General features: G+C 61.1%; 21 protein-coding genes. 11 read left to right on the top strand and 10 right to left on the bottom strand.

Translation table 11 applies throughout. The features are described 5' to 3' along the window. The first annotated feature begins 8 nt into the window (after window positions 1-8). Entirely contained in the window at window positions 9-632 is a 624-nt protein-coding gene (locus CQ017_RS10155) for a GrpB family protein (RefSeq protein ID WP_105553594.1), read from the top strand. Window positions 633-691: 59 nt separating this feature from the next. On the opposite strand, the gene CQ017_RS18385 is transcribed toward CQ017_RS10155, so the two are convergent. The 6 genes from CQ017_RS18385 to CQ017_RS10130 form a co-directional block, all read right to left on the bottom strand. Further along, on the bottom strand, window positions 692-820 hold the full coding sequence (locus CQ017_RS18385) for a hypothetical protein (protein ID WP_258133578.1): 129 nt from the start codon (window positions 818-820) through the stop codon (window positions 692-694). A gap of 160 nt (window positions 821-980) precedes the next feature. Next, a complete protein-coding gene (catA, locus tag CQ017_RS10150; RefSeq protein WP_105553593.1) occupies window positions 981-1,838 on the bottom strand; it encodes a catechol 1,2-dioxygenase in 858 nt (285 codons plus the stop codon). Between the two features lie 194 nt (window positions 1,839-2,032). After that, window positions 2,033-2,311, bottom strand: a complete 279-nt coding sequence (locus CQ017_RS10145; protein WP_096285854.1) for a muconolactone Delta-isomerase family protein — start codon at window positions 2,309-2,311, stop codon at window positions 2,033-2,035. A gap of 30 nt (window positions 2,312-2,341) precedes the next feature. Beyond that, on the bottom strand, window positions 2,342-3,442 hold the full coding sequence (locus CQ017_RS10140) for a mandelate racemase/muconate lactonizing enzyme family protein (protein ID WP_105553592.1): 1,101 nt from the start codon (window positions 3,440-3,442) through the stop codon (window positions 2,342-2,344). After that, window positions 3,439-4,332 carry a LysR substrate-binding domain-containing protein gene (locus CQ017_RS10135; protein ID WP_105553591.1) on the bottom strand — a complete coding sequence of 298 codons (894 nt, stop codon included), beginning with the start codon at window positions 4,330-4,332 and terminating at the stop codon, window positions 3,439-3,441. Before CQ017_RS10135 ends, CQ017_RS10140 begins: the two co-directional genes overlap by 4 nt. Window positions 4,333-4,512: 180 nt before the next feature. Further along, window positions 4,513-5,769 carry a DUF445 domain-containing protein gene (locus CQ017_RS10130; protein WP_181148456.1) on the bottom strand — a complete coding sequence of 419 codons (1,257 nt, stop codon included), beginning with the start codon at window positions 5,767-5,769 and terminating at the stop codon, window positions 4,513-4,515. A gap of 75 nt (window positions 5,770-5,844) precedes the next feature. Here CQ017_RS10130 and CQ017_RS10125 point away from each other — a divergent pair, with 75 nt between their 5' ends. The 4 genes from CQ017_RS10125 to CQ017_RS10110 are packed head-to-tail and all read left to right on the top strand — an operon-like array spanning window position 5,845 to window position 8,426. Then, window positions 5,845-6,714 carry a glycerophosphodiester phosphodiesterase family protein gene (locus CQ017_RS10125; RefSeq protein WP_181148454.1) on the top strand — a complete coding sequence of 290 codons (870 nt, stop codon included), beginning with the start codon at window positions 5,845-5,847 and terminating at the stop codon, window positions 6,712-6,714. Next, window positions 6,711-7,400 carry a hypothetical protein gene (locus CQ017_RS10120; RefSeq protein ID WP_105553588.1) on the top strand — a complete coding sequence of 230 codons (690 nt, stop codon included), beginning with the start codon at window positions 6,711-6,713 and terminating at the stop codon, window positions 7,398-7,400. Before CQ017_RS10125 ends, CQ017_RS10120 begins: the two co-directional genes overlap by 4 nt. Beyond that, on the top strand, window positions 7,381-8,112 hold the full coding sequence (locus CQ017_RS10115) for an AzlC family ABC transporter permease (protein WP_258133577.1): 732 nt from the start codon (window positions 7,381-7,383) through the stop codon (window positions 8,110-8,112). The genes CQ017_RS10120 and CQ017_RS10115 overlap by 20 nt, the downstream gene beginning before the upstream one ends. Then, window positions 8,109-8,426 carry an AzlD domain-containing protein gene (locus CQ017_RS10110; protein WP_096285839.1) on the top strand — a complete coding sequence of 106 codons (318 nt, stop codon included), beginning with the start codon at window positions 8,109-8,111 and terminating at the stop codon, window positions 8,424-8,426. The genes CQ017_RS10115 and CQ017_RS10110 overlap by 4 nt, the downstream gene beginning before the upstream one ends. 51 nt (window positions 8,427-8,477) lie before the next feature. On the opposite strand, the gene CQ017_RS10105 is transcribed toward CQ017_RS10110, so the two are convergent. Next, a complete protein-coding gene (locus tag CQ017_RS10105) occupies window positions 8,478-8,927 on the bottom strand; it encodes a MepB family protein (protein WP_105553587.1) in 450 nt (149 codons plus the stop codon). A 90-nt stretch (window positions 8,928-9,017) separates the two neighbouring features. On the opposite strand from CQ017_RS10105, the gene CQ017_RS10100 reads away from it, so the two are divergent. Further along, window positions 9,018-9,326, top strand: coding sequence for a thiamine-binding protein (locus CQ017_RS10100; RefSeq protein ID WP_105553586.1), 309 nt, complete (start codon window positions 9,018-9,020; stop codon window positions 9,324-9,326). Between the two features lie 4 nt (window positions 9,327-9,330). Then, a complete protein-coding gene (locus tag CQ017_RS10095; protein ID WP_105553585.1) occupies window positions 9,331-10,020 on the top strand; it encodes an O-methyltransferase in 690 nt (229 codons plus the stop codon). Here the strand turns inward: CQ017_RS10095 and CQ017_RS10090 are convergent. Next, window positions 10,017-10,394: a hypothetical protein gene (locus tag CQ017_RS10090; RefSeq protein ID WP_105553584.1), complete on the bottom strand. Its 378-nt coding sequence runs from the start codon at window positions 10,392-10,394 to the stop codon at window positions 10,017-10,019. The genes CQ017_RS10095 and CQ017_RS10090 overlap by 4 nt on opposite strands. 141 nt (window positions 10,395-10,535) lie before the next feature. Between CQ017_RS10090 and CQ017_RS10085 the strand changes: the two genes are divergently transcribed. Further along, a complete protein-coding gene (locus CQ017_RS10085) occupies window positions 10,536-11,051 on the top strand; it encodes a GNAT family N-acetyltransferase (protein ID WP_105553682.1) in 516 nt (171 codons plus the stop codon). Beyond that, window positions 11,044-11,868, top strand: coding sequence for a spermidine synthase (locus CQ017_RS10080; RefSeq protein ID WP_258133576.1), 825 nt, complete (start codon window positions 11,044-11,046; stop codon window positions 11,866-11,868). Before CQ017_RS10085 ends, CQ017_RS10080 begins: the two co-directional genes overlap by 8 nt. Here CQ017_RS10080 and CQ017_RS10075 read toward each other — a convergent pair. Then, window positions 11,861-12,301 carry a DUF2087 domain-containing protein gene (locus CQ017_RS10075; RefSeq protein WP_181148452.1) on the bottom strand — a complete coding sequence of 147 codons (441 nt, stop codon included), beginning with the start codon at window positions 12,299-12,301 and terminating at the stop codon, window positions 11,861-11,863. The two genes, CQ017_RS10080 and CQ017_RS10075, sit on opposite strands and share 8 nt — an antisense overlap. 211 nt (window positions 12,302-12,512) lie before the next feature. On the opposite strand from CQ017_RS10075, the gene CQ017_RS10070 reads away from it, so the two are divergent. Further along, a complete protein-coding gene (locus tag CQ017_RS10070) occupies window positions 12,513-13,085 on the top strand; it encodes a dihydrofolate reductase family protein (RefSeq protein ID WP_105553582.1) in 573 nt (190 codons plus the stop codon). Window positions 13,086-13,154: 69 nt separating this feature from the next. Here the strand turns inward: CQ017_RS10070 and CQ017_RS10065 are convergent, their stop codons facing one another. Further along, window positions 13,155-14,603, bottom strand: a complete 1,449-nt coding sequence (locus CQ017_RS10065; RefSeq protein WP_105553581.1) for an NCS2 family permease — start codon at window positions 14,601-14,603, stop codon at window positions 13,155-13,157. A gap of 170 nt (window positions 14,604-14,773) precedes the next feature. Here CQ017_RS10065 and CQ017_RS10060 point away from each other — a divergent pair, with 170 nt between their 5' ends. Beyond that, window positions 14,774-15,742: a universal stress protein gene (locus tag CQ017_RS10060; protein ID WP_105553580.1), complete on the top strand. Its 969-nt coding sequence runs from the start codon at window positions 14,774-14,776 to the stop codon at window positions 15,740-15,742. Window positions 15,743-15,793: the final 51 nt, after the last annotated feature.

Raw genomic sequence — 15,793 nt, 5'->3', positions numbered from 1 at the left:
ATAGTTTCATGCCAAAGCTCATCGACATCGTCACCTTTCACGAACCGCCTGTTCCTGCCGGGCAATCGGCGTACCTTCCGGGGGCCGGCCCATCACCGGAGATTGAGATAACCGAGTGGAACGATGCCTGGCCGGAGCAGTTCCAGCTGCTTGCCGAACGGGTCCGGGAGGCCCTTGGCTGGCGGGCATTGGCTATCGAACATGTTGGTTCGACCTCGGTACGCGGACTCCCGGCCAAGCCAATTATCGACATTGATCTGATCGTGGCCGATCCAAATGACGAGCGTTCGTATGTTCCCGCGCTTCAGCGCGCGGGTTTCGAGCTGCGGGTGCGGGAACCTTGGTGGTTTGGGCATCGGTTCCTGCGCCACGTCGACCCGGCCTGCAATCTCCACGTTTTCGGCTTTGACAGCCCCGAGACGATCAAGCATCGGATCTTCCGCGATTGGCTCCGAGCGAACCCAAGCGATCGGGAACTCTACGCCAATGCCAAGCGAAAAGCGTCAGGCTTGTCACGGGATGCCGGCGAGCACTCCATGCAGTACAACGCACGCAAGGAAGCGGTCATCAGAGAGATCTACCAACGGGCGTTTATCGCCATGGGGCTCATCGAGGCTCCGCCTGGGCAATAATCGCGGCTACCGGGCACCGGGTGCGTGCGCGCTACTGGAGCGGCAACCGCAGAGAATCCTTAGTCGTTCTCGGGCATCCAGCCGGTCCAGGCCCAGTGGTTCTGAGGTTCCCGAGTGCCGGTAGCGGGCCATGCAACGGTTCCGGACTGGAATTCTACGGCAGGGTTGAGCAGTGTTGAGGCAGTCATGATGCGCTCCCATGGGTCGTTTGCTGCAGGGGTGGATCCGAAGGCGTGCGGTCTACTGCCGAGGCGTTGACCAGGGCGGCAAGCGCAATGTTCGTTGTACGACAACGGCGGGGTGCCCAGCAGTGTTGCCGGGAGCCCCGCCGTGAGGTGGCGCTAAGACCTACTTGACTGGGTCAAGCACGAAATCGTAGGTGACCTGCTTGCCGTCGCCGGACTGCGCTGGCTGCAGGTCGAGCATCAATTCTGGCTTCACCGCGGTGGCGATGTCGTCATCGTTGTGCGCGTCGCCCGGGAAGTACAGCTGCGCGGTGAGCAGCTCGTGGCCCTCGGCCGAGACCTTCAGGTGCAGGTGGGCCGGACGCCAGGCGTGCCAACCGGCGGCGGCGATCAGCTGGCCGCAGGCGCCATCGGTAGGGATCTGGTACGGGGCTGGCTGCATGGTGTTGATCTGGAAGTTGCCTTCCGCATCGGCGATGAAGCTGCCGCGCAGGTTCCACTCCGGGATGCCTGGAGCGAACTGCGAGTAGAAGCCTTCTTCATCTGCGTGCCACAGCTCGATCTTCGCGTTCTTCAGCGCGCTGCCGTCGGTGGAGCGGACCTGGCCCTGGAAGAGCAGGCTGGTGCCCTTCTCGTCTTCGCGCATCGCGATGGTGGCAGGGGAAGCCTGCTCCGGTGCATTTGGCACGTAGTAAGGTCCCTCGATGGAACCCTTGTTGCCTTCGCGGTGGTCGGTAGCGACCTCTTCCACCGAGTGCTCCAGCCACACGTCCAGGAACAGCGGCCATTCGCCATCGTCGCCGACCTTGATCAGCCAAGCCTTGAGGGCGTTGAACTCGTCGTAGCTCACGCGCTCTTCGAGGATGATGTCGTTTGCGGCCTTGACTAGCTTGCTCGCCAAGAGGTTCACGCGCTCAACGGACGTCTCGATCGCGGCGAGCTTGCCGGAGCTGCGGAAGCTGTCGGTAGCGGCATTGCCTGACTTGGCTGCTGTTGCGTCTGCTGGAGTTTCGGCGGTCATGATGACTCCCTTGTCTTTGTGTGGTGTGGCTGCTGGGGATTCATATTGTGACCCCCATCATCCTGTGCGATTGATATTCAATGTAGTGCAGGGTCTATAGCGAGTAAAATACTTATTTCCCGCACACTGAGACTGTTTGCCTATCAATACTTGTGAGCTGGCGTACGGGCCGGCGGTAGGCTCTCAAAAAGCCTCTAGCTCAGTGAATTCGGGTGTTTAGCCAGCGGAGTGACCTTGATTTTCATGTGCGCGTACATCGGGAAGCCGCTGAGGATCTGGTGAAGCTCGTCATTTGACTCGACGTTGAACAGCGAGTGGTTCGCGTACTCTCCGACGATGCGCCACAGGCCTTGCATCTTGCCGCTTTGCTGCAGCTGTGCCGAATAGGCCTTCTCGCGGACCTGGAAGTCGGTGACTTCTTCGGCCGTGAGGTATGCCGGGAAAGTTACGTCCATACGTGCAAGGAACAACATGGGTTCTCCTAAAAATCGGGTGGGGTACTGCTAGTCCTGGCGGTAGTGCGCCAGCTTGGTTTCGTCGATGGCGGCACCGACGCCTGGAACGTTGCGCACCGAAATGCGGCCATCCTTGATAACCAGCGGATCGGCAAGCAGGTCATCGGTCATGTCCAGGAAGTTTGACAGCTCGCCGGCCTTGCGGGTGGTCGCTTGGTGGGCGGCGCCGAAGGTGACGGTGGCCAGCGAACCGACCTGCGTATCTATCTGGTTGCCCATGGTGACGTCCACGCCCAACCCGGTGCACAGGCCCAGGATCTCGGTGGCTTCGGTGAAGCCCGAGCGTGCGGTTTTGATGCAGATCGCATTGGCGCCGCCAGAGAGCAGCTCGCGCGAGACATCACCGGCGGTTGGCACCGATTCATCGGCGACAATCGGGATCGGGGAGTGCTCGACGAGGCGGCGCCGGCTCATGGCTTCCTTGGCGTCGCAAGGTTCTTCGAGCATCGTCAGCCCGAGCCCCTCGGTCTGACGCAGAACTTCCATGGCCTCGTTGGCGGTCCAGCCGCGGTTGGCGTCGAGGTAAATCTCAACGTTTTCGCCCAAGCCCTCGCGCAAAACCCGGCAAGCCTCGATATCCAGCGCCAAGGGGCGTCGCCCCACCTTGAGCTTGAAGGTGGTGATTCCGTACTCTTCGCCGAAGCGCAGCGCTTCGTCGAGCAAATCCTGGGCCGGGCGGAAACCAAGCATGTGCGAGACCCGCATCGAATCGGTGAAGCCGCCCAGGAGCTTGTGCACCGGGGTATTGGCGGCCTGGCCGATGGCGTCCCAGATGGCGATGTCCAGCGCGCCCTTGGCCACCTGATTGTGGATGGTGCGCTCCATGACCTGGCGGATCTTTTCCCGGTCGAAGATGTCCAACCCGATCACCTGGGGGCCGAAGATGTCCTGCACGATAGTTCGGATCGAGGTCTGGGTTTCACCGTAGGTATACGGGCGAGGCGGCGCGTCGGCGGTGCCGATGATCCCCTCGTCGGTGTGCACGCGAACCAGCACGTGGTCCGCCGTATGTACCTCGCCGCTGGCGAAACGCAAGGGATGGGTATAGGGGATTGCGTAGGGAATCGCTTCGATGCGCGCAATTTTCATTCGGAATTTCCTTCCACGGAGGTCAAGGCGGTGCAAAGTTTCAAGAAGTTCTGGACCAGGGGCGCCTGATTGCCGGCCTTCCACGCCACCGCAAGATCCACGGCCGGTGCGTTGCGCAGCGGACGGAAGACGATCCGTTCACTGTGCGGCAGGTAATTGGAGGTCGGAACCATGCCGATTCCCAGGCCCGCCGCGATGAAAGTGAGCAAGGTCGAGGTTTCGCGGGCCACCTGCGCGGTGCGCGGGATGAACCCGGCATTGCGGCAGGTCTCAACGAAGATGGTGTTGACCGCCGAAGCGGTGGGATAGCAGATGAAGTCCTCGGTGCGCAGTTCGGCGATATCGATCTCTTCGTGCGAAGCCAGCCGGTGCCCGGCCGGCAGGGCGACGGCGAGCAGGTCCTTCTCCAAAAGGGAGTATTCGACCTCCTCGTTGTGCACAGGAGGGCGCAGGATCGCGATATCGAGCCGGCCTTCGGCGAGGGCTTCTTCCATTTCCGGGGTGAGCATTTCCCCCTGGACGTTCAACTGCAGCCCCGGCATGTGCTCGCTGGTCGCGGCAATGACCTGCGGCATGATGCGGTAGGTGGCGCTGCCGGTGGAGCCCAAGCGCAACACGCCGCTGGCCCCGGCGCCCACGGTGCGCACGTCACGAGCCAGCTGCTGGTGCTCTTCGAGCAGCGCCCGGGCGCGGGTGAGCAGGAGCTCTCCGGCAGGGGTGAGATCCACCTTGCGGGTGGTGCGGATGAAAAGCTGGGTCCCCAGTTGCTCTTCGAGCTGCTTGATCTGCTGCGAGAGCGGGGGCTGGGCCATATGCAGCCGTTCGGCAGCGCGGCCGAAATGGCGTTCTTCGGCAACTGCGACGAAGTAGCGTAAAAGTCTGGTTTCCATGGATGCTCCGATCGTCGATCCGCGCTGAAGGCTGTAGCGACGTTCATGGCAACTCTAGCCAGCCGGTTCGATAGTGAGAAATACTTATTCAACAGTTATTGAGACTGCTTGAATACTAATCTCTCGTCGACCCGATGGAAAGATGCATCGATGCGTGTGACGAACGGAAGAATTGGCAGGTCAGCTTGAAAAAGCCAAAATCAGCTCTCCGGCAGAGAAAATGACCACCCCGGCCAGCGCACCGATCACGGTTCCGTTGATTCGAATGAACTGCAGATCCCGGCCCACCTGCAGCTCGAGTTTCTCGCTGGCCTCGGCAGGATCCCAAGCCTGGACCGTGTCGCTGACCAATCCGGCCAGCGCCGCCCCATGCCGTGCAACTAGCGCGGCAACGCCATCGATGGCCCGGCCCTCCAAATTTGCGCGCAGCAGCGTATCGCTTTGCAGCCGCTCGCCAAAGGTGGCGATCGCCGAACGGAGCGCGGTGCGCAAGGGCGAGGCCGGGTCCTGCAGGGAACCGATCAGCCCGGCCTTCAGCGAAGCCCAGCCACGTATTGCCAGCTCACGCAGCTGTTGATCGCCGAGCAGCGAGTGCTTGAATCCCTCAACCTTGGCGATGGTTTCCGGATCGTGCTGCATTGCCACGGTGAATTCCGCCAACCAGCCGGTGAGCGCCAGCCGCAGCGGATGGCGCTTATTTCCGGCCACCGCGAAAAGCAATCCACGCAATTCCTGATGAACCTTTTGCGCCAGCATCTCGTCGACCAAACGCGGAACCCATGAGGGGGAGCGCCCGGAAACTACCTCGAGGAAAACCTCCGGATGCTCCGCCACCCAGGAACCTGCCCGCTCCGCGAGCAATTCGACCGCGGCCTCATGGTGCCCGTCGTCTATGAGTTTCTGGCCGAGCGTGCCTAAGGTCGTGGACCATTCGGGAGCGACCATGTAATCGGTGGCCAGCACCTGCAGCACCGTGAGCACCTGCTCATCGTCCAAGGACTTCAAGGCACCGATCGCCGCGGCGGAAACCTGTGCCGTCGTGGCTTCGGCCCCCTTGCCGCTGGAGAGGTATCCGCCCGCGCGCAGGCCCAGATCCGCCTGGCGCAATTTGGCTGAGATGACCTCCGGAGTGAGGAAATTTTGCTGGACGAAGTCGCCTAGCGAGGCGCCCAGCTCGGCCTTCTTCCGTTGAATCAAGTTGGTATGCGGGATCTTCAGGCCGAGGGGATGCCGGAAAAGCGCGGTCACCGCAAACCAATCGGCGACGGCGCCCACCATGCCGCCCTCTGCGGCCGCCTTCAGGTAGCTAAGCCCGGGGACAAGCTCCTGGAACAGCACGCTGATGATGAACAGGGCGCACATCAACAAGAAGAGCAGGGTAGCTACTCGTTTCATCCCTCGTAGGTCTTCGGCGCGCTGATCGAGAAGTTCTGGCATGCGCCCCACTTTACCCAGTGCGCGGCACGGCATTAATCACGTATGCGACAGCGGCAAACCAGTAGCGTAGGAGTTATGGACACGTTCTTTTACGCTCATCGCGGCAGTTCGCACAGATATGCCGAAAATACCCGTGCCGCCTATCTGCAGGCGATGGATGAGGGAGCTGACGGCATCGAATGCGACGTGCATCTGAGCCGGGATGGTGTAGTGGTCTGCCACCACGATCCGACCGTGGACCGCACCTCGGATACCACCGGAGATGTGGCCGGATACTCGCTTGGCGAACTGCGATCCATGGACTTTTCCTCCTACCTGCCGGTAGCGGTTCCCGCGGAGTATGGGGCAGAAAATGAACAGCTGCTGAGCCTTGGCGAACTCCTTGAGCTCATCGACGAACGCGGCATCGGCATCGGGCTGGCCGTAGAGCTCAAGCATCCGAGCCCCTTTGGACACCTGCTGGAGGAGGAAACGCTGAAGGTGCTTGCCGCCTTTGGGTTCGATCCGCAAACCGGCAAAGCCGGTCGGAGGGGGCAGATCCAGGTGACGCTGATGAGCTTCGAGCCGGACTGCCTCCGGTTCCTCTCGCGCACGGTCAACCGTGCACAGCTCTGCCAGCTGATGACCGAGATCGATCCGCAATACGTCACCGAGCTGATGGCCGGCGGGCAGACCGGACGCGCGGCAGTCTATGAGGTCATGCGCCGTTCGGTGGCCGAGGGCATCGAACTCATCGACGCCGGTGGCGCCGGTATTATTGGCCCTGGCATCGCCTGGGTCCGAGCCAACGAGCCGTTGGTGCACGGGTGGCTGGAGCGTGGATTGACCGCCCGGATCTGGACGGTTGACCGCCCCGCCGACGCGCAGTACCTGATCAACATGGGCGTCACCCAAATTACCAGCAACCGCCCGGCAGAACTCCGGCAGGAACTAGAGCAATCATGAGCACCGAAACAACCGCTACGCAGCATAACCTGTATCTCCACGACTCCTACGTCTTCACCGCCCAAGCCACGGTCATCGCCACGGGCAGCGACGAGACGGGGGACTGGATTGCGCTGAGCCCCAATATCTTCCACCCGCGCGGCGGCGGGCAGCCGGAGGACCGCGGCTCGGTCAACGGCGTTGGGGTCGATGTGGGCCGCTCGGCAAGCGGAATGGTGATTCTCTACGGCGCAGGAGACCATGCCGCAGGGGAAACGGTCACGTCGAGCATCGCCGCCGAGAACCGGCGCAGCAATGCGGCCTTGCACACCGCGGGGCACATTCTTGGTTTTGCGGGGGAAGAGCGCGGTTGGGAACACCGCGGCCACTCGCACTTCCAGGGACAGTCACGCCTGGATTTTGACCCCTCCAGCGTGGACTTGCCGCTGGGCGACGAAACCGAGCGGGCAGCGGCGGAAGCCTGGCTGCAACAGCGGGTGGATGAGCTGATTTCGCAAGGTGGCGAAATCAGCACCCTGATCGACGAGCAGGGCCACCGTACGGTTAGCATCGCCGGAGTGAACAGCGAACCGTGCGGTGGAACCCATGTGCAACACGTGGACCAGCTGGACGAGGTAAAAATTGGCCAAGCACGGGTCAAACGCGGTGTCTACAAGATTCGATACGATGCCCGCCACGCCGACTAGCTGGCTGACCCCGGCCACCAAGATGGGCCTGTCCATCGCGCTTGCGACAGGCCTCTACGGGATTTCCTTTGGCGCACTGGCTATTGCCGCGGGGCTGAACCTTTGGCAGACGGTGGCGTTGAGCGCCCTGATGTTCACCGGCGGGTCGCAGTTCGCCTTCATCGGGGTGATCTCCGGCGGCGGGGCCGCCTCGGCGGCTTTCTCTGCTGCGACACTGCTCGGCGTGCGCAATGCGGTGTACGGGATGCAGCTCAAGCAGGCCCTGCGCCCTGGGGCGCGCATGGTTCCGCTGATGGCTCAGGTCACCATCGACGAGTCCACCGCAACAAGCCTTGGACAGGCGAGCCAAAGCGAGCGGCACCGTGGTTTCTGGACCGCCGGGCTCGGCGTGTATGCGCTCTGGAACCTGTTTACGCTCGTTGGCGCCTTGCTCGGCGAACGGATGGGGGATCCGGCAGCGTGGGGGCTCGACGGAGCCGCGGTGGCGGCGTTCCTCGGACTATTGTGGCCGCGGCTGAAATCCGCCCAGCCGATTATCGTCGCCTTCGCCGCGGCCGTGGTCACCGCGTTTGCCGTGCCGCTGACGGTTCCCGGTGTGCCGATTTTGATCACCGCCGGCTGCGCGGTGGCGTTTGCGGTGCTCACCGGGCGCCGCGCCGAACCGGCGACCGAACACGGAGACCTGCAGCAAGTAGATCAGGAGAAGTCATGAGCGAATTGAGCTGGTGGCTGCTCGGCGCCTGCGCGGCGGCCTTCGCGCTGAAGATCTGCGGCTATTTTGTGCCGCGAAAAGTACTTGATTCTCCGTTGATGAGCCATGTGGCAGCAACCCTCACCGTCGCCCTGCTGGCCTCGCTGGTCACCATGAACGCGGTGACCAGCGGGCAGGAACTTGTCATTGACGCGCGTATCGGTGCGCTGGCCGCGGCAACGATCGCGCTAGTCTTCAAAGCCCCATACCTCGTGGTGGTGCTCGTTGGCGCCTTGGCTGCGGTCGCACTGCGCGCCACCGGACTGGCTGCCTAAGCGGTCCGGTAGGCGCTCGCCGAGGTCCGCGGTGGCCCGAAGCCAGGACGCTTAGCCAAGTACGCTAAAAGCCGCAGCTTGGGCTCGCTGAGTGCGTTGCGCCTGCGGATTCAACTCGGTGCACCAGCTGGGGTAAACCCGAAATCCGCGTTTGCCGGGCTTCGCTTCCGAGCTGGTGATACCAAGACTGCGCAACAGTTCGGCGGTGAACCGGAAGACCCCGAAACGCTCGGCGTCTTGCACAAAAACCAGAAGTCCTGAAATCTGTTCGTCCGAGCTAAAAGGTTCGGTGCGTCCGTCGGCGTTTCGAGTCCAGCAAGCGAGGAACGCTCCAGGTTTGGTATCGGTGATGCGGGCCGTGCGGATCCTCCACCGCCGGCCGCCGAACGAGACCAGCCCTGATTCGTAGTCGCTGTTTTGCTCTTCTGCCCGAACCAGCAGAGGGTCCGCGTCCGGTGCTAAGCCAAGTGCTGCGTATCGAGAGAAGGCGCTGAAATCCATGAATCTCATTTTAGGCGTGTGCCGGCATCCCCGCGCGGGTAACCGCAACAACGTCGTGACAAGCTCGAGCGTCGGTGGGAGAGTAGAGACATGATCGTAGCTTTTTCAGTTGCCCCAAGTACCGACAACGCCGATGCCTCGGTTCATGACGCCGTAGCCGAAGCGGTGCGCATAGTTCGCGCCTCCGGGCTTCCGAACCGCACCAGTTCGATGTTCACCGAAATCGAAGGCGAATGGGACGAAGTCATGGCTGTCGTCAAAGACGCCACCATGGCCGTAAGCAAATACGGATCTCGAGTTTCGCTGGTGCTCAAGGCAGATATTCGCCCGGGGTATACGGGTGAATTGGACGGAAAAGTCCGGCGCCTAGAGCAGGCGATCGAATCCAGCGAGGAGTAATGAGATGATCCGCCATTCTGCAGAACGTGAGAGCGTGGAGGTCGACACCTACCTCAACGAGGCACTGGGGCTCGAAATCCCAGAACTTGAGGCCGGTAGAGAACATGCGCATGACTCAGGTTTGCCTCGAATCGAGGTCAGCACCGCTCAGGGCAAGTTCCTGCAGCTGATGGCCGAGATAGTCGGTGCTCGGCGTGTGCTTGAGGTCGGCACGCTGGGCGGGTATTCAACGAGCTGGCTAGCTCGTGGGGTGGGTGAGCGCGGGCAGGTGATCTCTTGCGAATTTGAGCCCCTGCATGCTTCCATTGCCCGTGAGAATTTGCAACGTGCCGGACTTTCGGAGCGCGTTGAGATCAAACTTGGCGCAGCCAAGGGATCGCTTGAGAATCTGATCGCCGCGGGAACTGCGCCATTTGAACTGGTCTTCATCGACGCAGATAAACGCAATAACGTGCGCTACTTGGAACTTGCCCTAGAACTCTCGCGTCCCGGGACGGTGCTGATCCTCGATAACGTCATTCGCGGTGGTGCGGTGCTTGACGACGCGGCCGAGCACGGGGCCAACGAGGCTGATGTGCGGGGCGTGCAAGAGGGGCTCAGGTGGCTGCGCGATTCACCACGGGTCTCGGCAACCGCGCTGCAGACCGTTGGGACCAAGGGCTGGGACGGATTTGCCATTGCTCGGGTGATCTAGCCAGAGAGCGAGCTGGTGGAATACTGGCTCGCCACCGAAGACGCCGGAATCTTGAACGGCGGGAAACGCCGAACGAGCAAGTTTGTCGCAAAACCGCCGAGCACCGCGACGATGGCCCCGAGCCATAATGCGTAACCCGTTTCGCGTAGCAGCCCCCCGATCGTTGGAGCAAGGATCATCGGAAGAATGTAGTACCAGTGCTTGGCAGTGGTTGGTCCCCAGATGCCTTCAAACCTGGCCAGCAGGCTGAAACTGATAATCAAAAGCAGTGATCCGAAGCAGATGATCCAAAACGTCGGCGACAGGCAGACGACCAGCGTTAGGCCTGTCACGACACCGCCGGTAAAGTTCGCGAACTTTTCGTTCCGATCCACCAGTGACCACCCTTTCGCTACAGCATTTTAAGTAACTATCTAGGCAGTTTTTCAAACTCCACGGCCACAAGCAATAGTCCTTAAGTAGGAGGGTAGTGGTGCTTAGCGACGCAGGGGGCCTCGCTGACGTAATGTATGTATGTGTCACTTTTGAACGAGTATCGAATCCGACTAGCCCAAGAACAAGATTTGCGGGCGGCCCTTGAAATGAAGTTGCTGGCCTGGCGCCAAGCCTATTCGGGCTTCCGCGACGAAGAGTTCTTCGCCTACCACGAAGCGCAGCTCGAGCAGCAGCTGGCCTGGTGGGAACGTGGGTTGGCCGGGGGAGCCCAATTCTGGATCGCCGAGTCCGGCGACGGAAAGATTATTGGCTTAGCCGGTGGCACTCCAACCATTGAAGAAGATCAGGACACCGGGGTCGATATCGAACTAGGCGTGCTCTACGTGCTGGAAGAGTACTACGGCGGTGGACTCGGCGCCCATCTAATGGACACCGTGCTTGGCCAGCGTGACGCTCTGGTCTGGGTACTGGCGGGAAATGAGCGAGCAGTCGCTTTCTACAGCAAGCATGGATTCGTCCCGGACGGAACTTCCGAAGAGCTCGTTGGCTCTTGGGCCGGACTGCGTGAGGTTCGGATGGTGCGCCGACATGGCTAAGACCGATAGCAACGTCATGCTTGGAAGCTACGAGATCGATACCGGTTTGGCCGAGATCGAACCGGACCCCTATGGGGCGAATCGCTTCATCCTCAAAGTCAATGGTGTTCCCTCTTCGCATATAGACCTCGATGATCCAGGTTATTTGGACTTCGAATACATGCGCTGGATGGAACCCGTCTTCACCTTCGGATTCCCCGCCGAACAATTCGACGGACGTGCTCGCAAGCTGCGCGTGCTGCACCTTGGTGGTGGCGGTTGCTCGATGGCTCGCTGGGTGGCCGCCGCCTACGAGAATGCTCGCCAAGTCGTGGTGGAACTCGATGCGAAGCTCGCCGAGCTGGTGCGCACCCGTTTCGAGGTGCCTCGCGCCCCGCTGGTGCGATTGCGTGTGGGTGATGCCGGGCAGGTGCTTCCGACGCTCAGCGACGACAGCCGCGACGTCATCATTCGCGATGTGTTCGCCGGTAGTACAACCCCGCGCGAGCTGACCACCATCGGCTACGCCAAGCAGGCCCAACGCGTGCTGGACCAAGGAGGCGTGTACCTGCTGAACTGTGGCGACTCGGCTGATCTGGCAGGCGCCCGAGCCGAGGCAGCCACCTTGCTTTCGGTCTTTGCGCACGTGGCAATGATTGCCGACCCGCCGATGTTCAAGGGCCGGCGGTACGGCAATATCGTTTTCCTCGCCAGCGATGAACCGTTGGCTCTCGGGGCAAGTTTCGAAAAGAATCTGCGCACCGCTCCATTGCCGGCGCAACTTGTTTCGGGTCCAGCGGTGGCGCGCTTCGCCGCCGGAGCCGCACCGATTATTTAGCCGGCAGGCGGTAGTGGCTTCCGTCGAGATCGCGGTGGACCAGCTCATGGTCCACCAGATAGCGGCGTAGCAGCGCCACGTCTTCGTGGATCACCCGCAACCGCTCGTTGAGCTGATCTTCGCGTAGGGATTCTCCGGTGAAGAGCACGTGGTCGCGGATATGGAGCATGACTTCAAGGCGGTCCGCCGGACGTGCGGGCAAGGCATTCAGCCGTGGGCCGGTGAAGTAGCGCATGACCCCAGCGCGCTGGGTGCTGGACGCTGCTGCCGCGGCGAGGGTTTCCTCCAGCAGCTCATCGTTCAGCTGCCAGCGGCCTTCATGCGAGGTGAGCAATCCGATCTTGGCCCAGCGCTGCAAGTCCTTGCGGCTCTGGGCCGAGTCGCTGAGCTGCTCTTGCGCACCGGCGAGGACCAGACCCAATGCGGTTCGCATAGCCTGATTCTTCAACCCTGCGGCGATCTCAATCCATTTATTACCTTGAGACATCCTCATCCTCCGTCTGCGCCTAACTGCCATAGCCCACATGCTACCCAACGGGTGCGCAGGCGTTGTTCTTTGGACTGCAGAGGACTAAGGTGAGTGCTCTCGGCCCGTCGGTGCCGGAACAGGTGCCACGCATGGTCGACTCAGCTAAGGGGCGGTCATGATGACCTATACGTTTGACGTTTTCAGTTCGCTCGACGGGTTTGCCGCCGCGACCGAACCCTGGGAAGGATACTGGGGCAAGCAAGGTCCCGAACTCCTTGCACACCGCAGCCGCCTGTACGACCGGCCGACGCTCATGGTTTTCGGTGCCACCACCTACACGATGATGTCGTCTATGCTGGAGGATTGGGCAGACCCGGACGAGTGGGTTGCCAAAATGTCGGCCCAACCCAAAATTGTCATCTCCTCTACGCTGAACGCCGAAACCGACCTGAGCTGGAAAAACAGCACGCTTGAATCCGCGGATGCCGTCGATGTGGTGCGCAGGTTGAAGAATGAATCAACCATGCCGCTCCGCTCGCATGGCAGCCTGTCGATGAACCGGGCGCTGATGGGTGCGGGACTAGTGGATTTTCTGCAGCTCACGCTCTACCCGGTGATTACCGGAATTACCGGACGCGAGCGCATCTTTGAGGGGTTTGGCGATTTTGATCTTGAACTGATATCCGCGACGCTGCTCGATGGGCATACGCAGGAACTCATCTACGCCCCACGCCCGATCCCGCGCTGAGTGGCTTTAAATAGCGCCGGCTCGGCACCGTAGGGATACGATGCCGAGCCGGCGCTGCTTCTGCCTCGGTTACATTCCGATGAGATTCTCAATCAGTCCGATGCCGAAGAACAGCACAAAGGCGGCAGCGACAACCCACATCAACGGGTGGATCTCCTTCGCGCGGCCCTGCGCGGCTCGGATGAACACGTAGGAGATGAAGCCAGCTCCGATGCCGTTGGCGATGGAGAAGGTGAACGGCATCAGGGTGAAGGTCAGGAACGCGGGCAGGGCAATGCCCCAATCATTCCAGTCAATTTTCGAGACCTGCGAAACCATCATGAAGCCCACAACGACTAAAGCGGGCGCGACCGCTTCGAAAGGGACAAGGTGGATCAGCGGAGTCAGGAACATCGCCACGATGAGCATTAGACCGGTGACTACCGAAGCCAGCCCGGTACGTGCACCTTCGCCGATGCCGGCACCGGACTCCACGAAGATCTGGGCCGATGAGCTGGAGGTGCCGCCGCCGACGATGGCACCGGCCGCATCAACGAGCAGGACCTTGTCGACATTCGGGATATTTCCGTCTTTATCCAAGACGCCCGCCTCGGAAGCCAAGCCAACCATGGTGCCCATGGCGTCGAAGAAAATCGACAGCAGAATCACGAAGGCCAGCAATGAAGCCGCCGTGACGCCAAGCTTTTCAAATGATCCAAAGAGATTGACCTGGCCGATGAGGCTCAAATCCGGCAGCGTCCAGCTTGGCAGCGAAGGGACGACCAAAGACCAGGTGCTCGTCTCCTTCTCTCCGATGTTGAACACGGCTTCGAAGATATTTGCCAAAGCTGCTGCGGCGACGATTCCGATGAGGATAGCGCCCTTGACCTTGCGCACTACCAACGCCATGGTCAGCAGCAAACCGACCACAAAGACCACGATTGGCCAGCCCATCAGCTTGCCGTCAAACCCCAGGCCCACCGGCACGGTGGTATTCGCAGCATCGGGGATACGCTGCACGAAGCCAGCGTTGACCAAGCCGATCAGCGCGATGAACATGCCGATGCCGACCACGATTGCCGTTTTCAGGCCCGCCGGAACGGCACGGAACACGGCGGTTCTAAAGCCGGTGAGGACCAACAGGAACATGACGATACCTGCGACGACCACCAACCCCATGACATCTGGCCAGGTAAGCTCCGGATTCGTCGCCACGGTAATCGCAACAAAGGCATTTACGCCCAGCCCGGTGGCCATCGCGAATGGGTGGCGAGCCCAGATGCCCATCAAAATGGTCAGGATACCTGCAACGAATGCGGTGACAGCAGCTACGCGCTGGATTCCGAGTTCGCCGCCGGACGCGTCGGCTCCGGAAAGCACTAGCGGGTTGAGCACAACGATATAGCTCATCGCGAAGAAGGTGGCGATGCCGCCACGGACTTCGGTTGCAAAAGTTGAGCGGCGTTCCGAGATTTTGAAGTATCGGTCAACACGCGCCGGGAAGGATGTCTCAGACACTGTTCTGGTGGTGGAGGGCATGGTAAAAATTCTATGACGTTTTGGGTATAGATACATACCGATCTCATAGCTGAGTAGGCTTAGCGTGAAATCATTAGACCCAACTCACACTGTGGGCGAAGATTGGAAGTACATTGGTTGTAAGGGGGGTCACACCCCATGCCATCACAGGTCAATGAGGAGCGAGTCTGATGAGTGACGAAGCACCAGTCGAAACTGAAAAAATCGAGGGTATTGTCGTCGGCGCCGACGGTTCCCAGCAGAGCAAGTGCGCCTTGCGCTGGGCAGAACGAGAAGCGGTGCGCCGTGGCAGCGTTCTGAATATCGTGTCCGCCTACACGATTCCCGTTTTCGCCGCGTCGTCCATGGACGCCGGGTACTCCACACTGGATGACGATTTGATCCGTGGCGGAGCCGAGGACATCGTGCGCCAAGCGCGCGCGGAGCTAGAAGGCAGCCAGGCAACAATTCGCACTTACATCGAGTCAGGAGATCCCTCTGGGGTCCTGCTGGATCTGAGCGCGGATGCCGAGCTCGTCGTTGTCGGCACTCGTGGCCGAGGAGGCTTCGTAGGCAGGCTGCTGGGGTCGGTTTCCTCGGCTTTGCCGGCGCACGCCAAGTGCCCCACCGTGGTGGTGCCATTGTCCATGGCCAAGGAGCAGGAGCAGACCCTAGAGGATGCGCCGGAGCGCCAGACGATTGTTGTCGGCGTGGATGGTTCGGAGCGCGCGCGCTCGGCGGTGCTCGCGGCGGCGGAAGCGGCGTTGGCCCGGGACCTGAGGCTCCGCGTGGTGTGCGCGGTCTCGCCGGTTTCGGCGGCCCTTGCGTGGATGCCCGCCACCGTTGATCAGGAAGCGGTGCTTGAGGACGTTCGCTATCAAATGGATGTCGGGCGGCGCTGGATCAAATCACACTTCCCAAATCTCGAGGTCGAAACCGATGTGATCTCCGGGCCGCCGGTGGAGGTGCTGATTCGCGAGTCCGAACATGCGGTCCTCACGGTAACCGGTTCACGCGGACGCGGTGGTTTTGCCGGCATGCTGCTTGGCTCCACCAGCCAAGGGGTCTTGCACCACTCCAAGGGCCCGGTGATGGTAGTTCCGGACGGGGATGATCCACGGCTGGCCAACCGAAAGGATTTCGATACCGGAGCCGAGTAGGTAGGCCAATATGGCCCGGGAGGAGGTATTCCTTCCGGGCCATATTTTTCA

The organism is Arthrobacter sp. MYb224 (assembly GCF_002975455.1).
Classification (GTDB): domain Bacteria; phylum Actinomycetota; class Actinomycetes; order Actinomycetales; family Micrococcaceae; genus Glutamicibacter.
The sequence above is the reverse complement of the archived record's forward strand: the minus strand, read 5'-3'. Positions and strand labels throughout refer to the sequence as shown.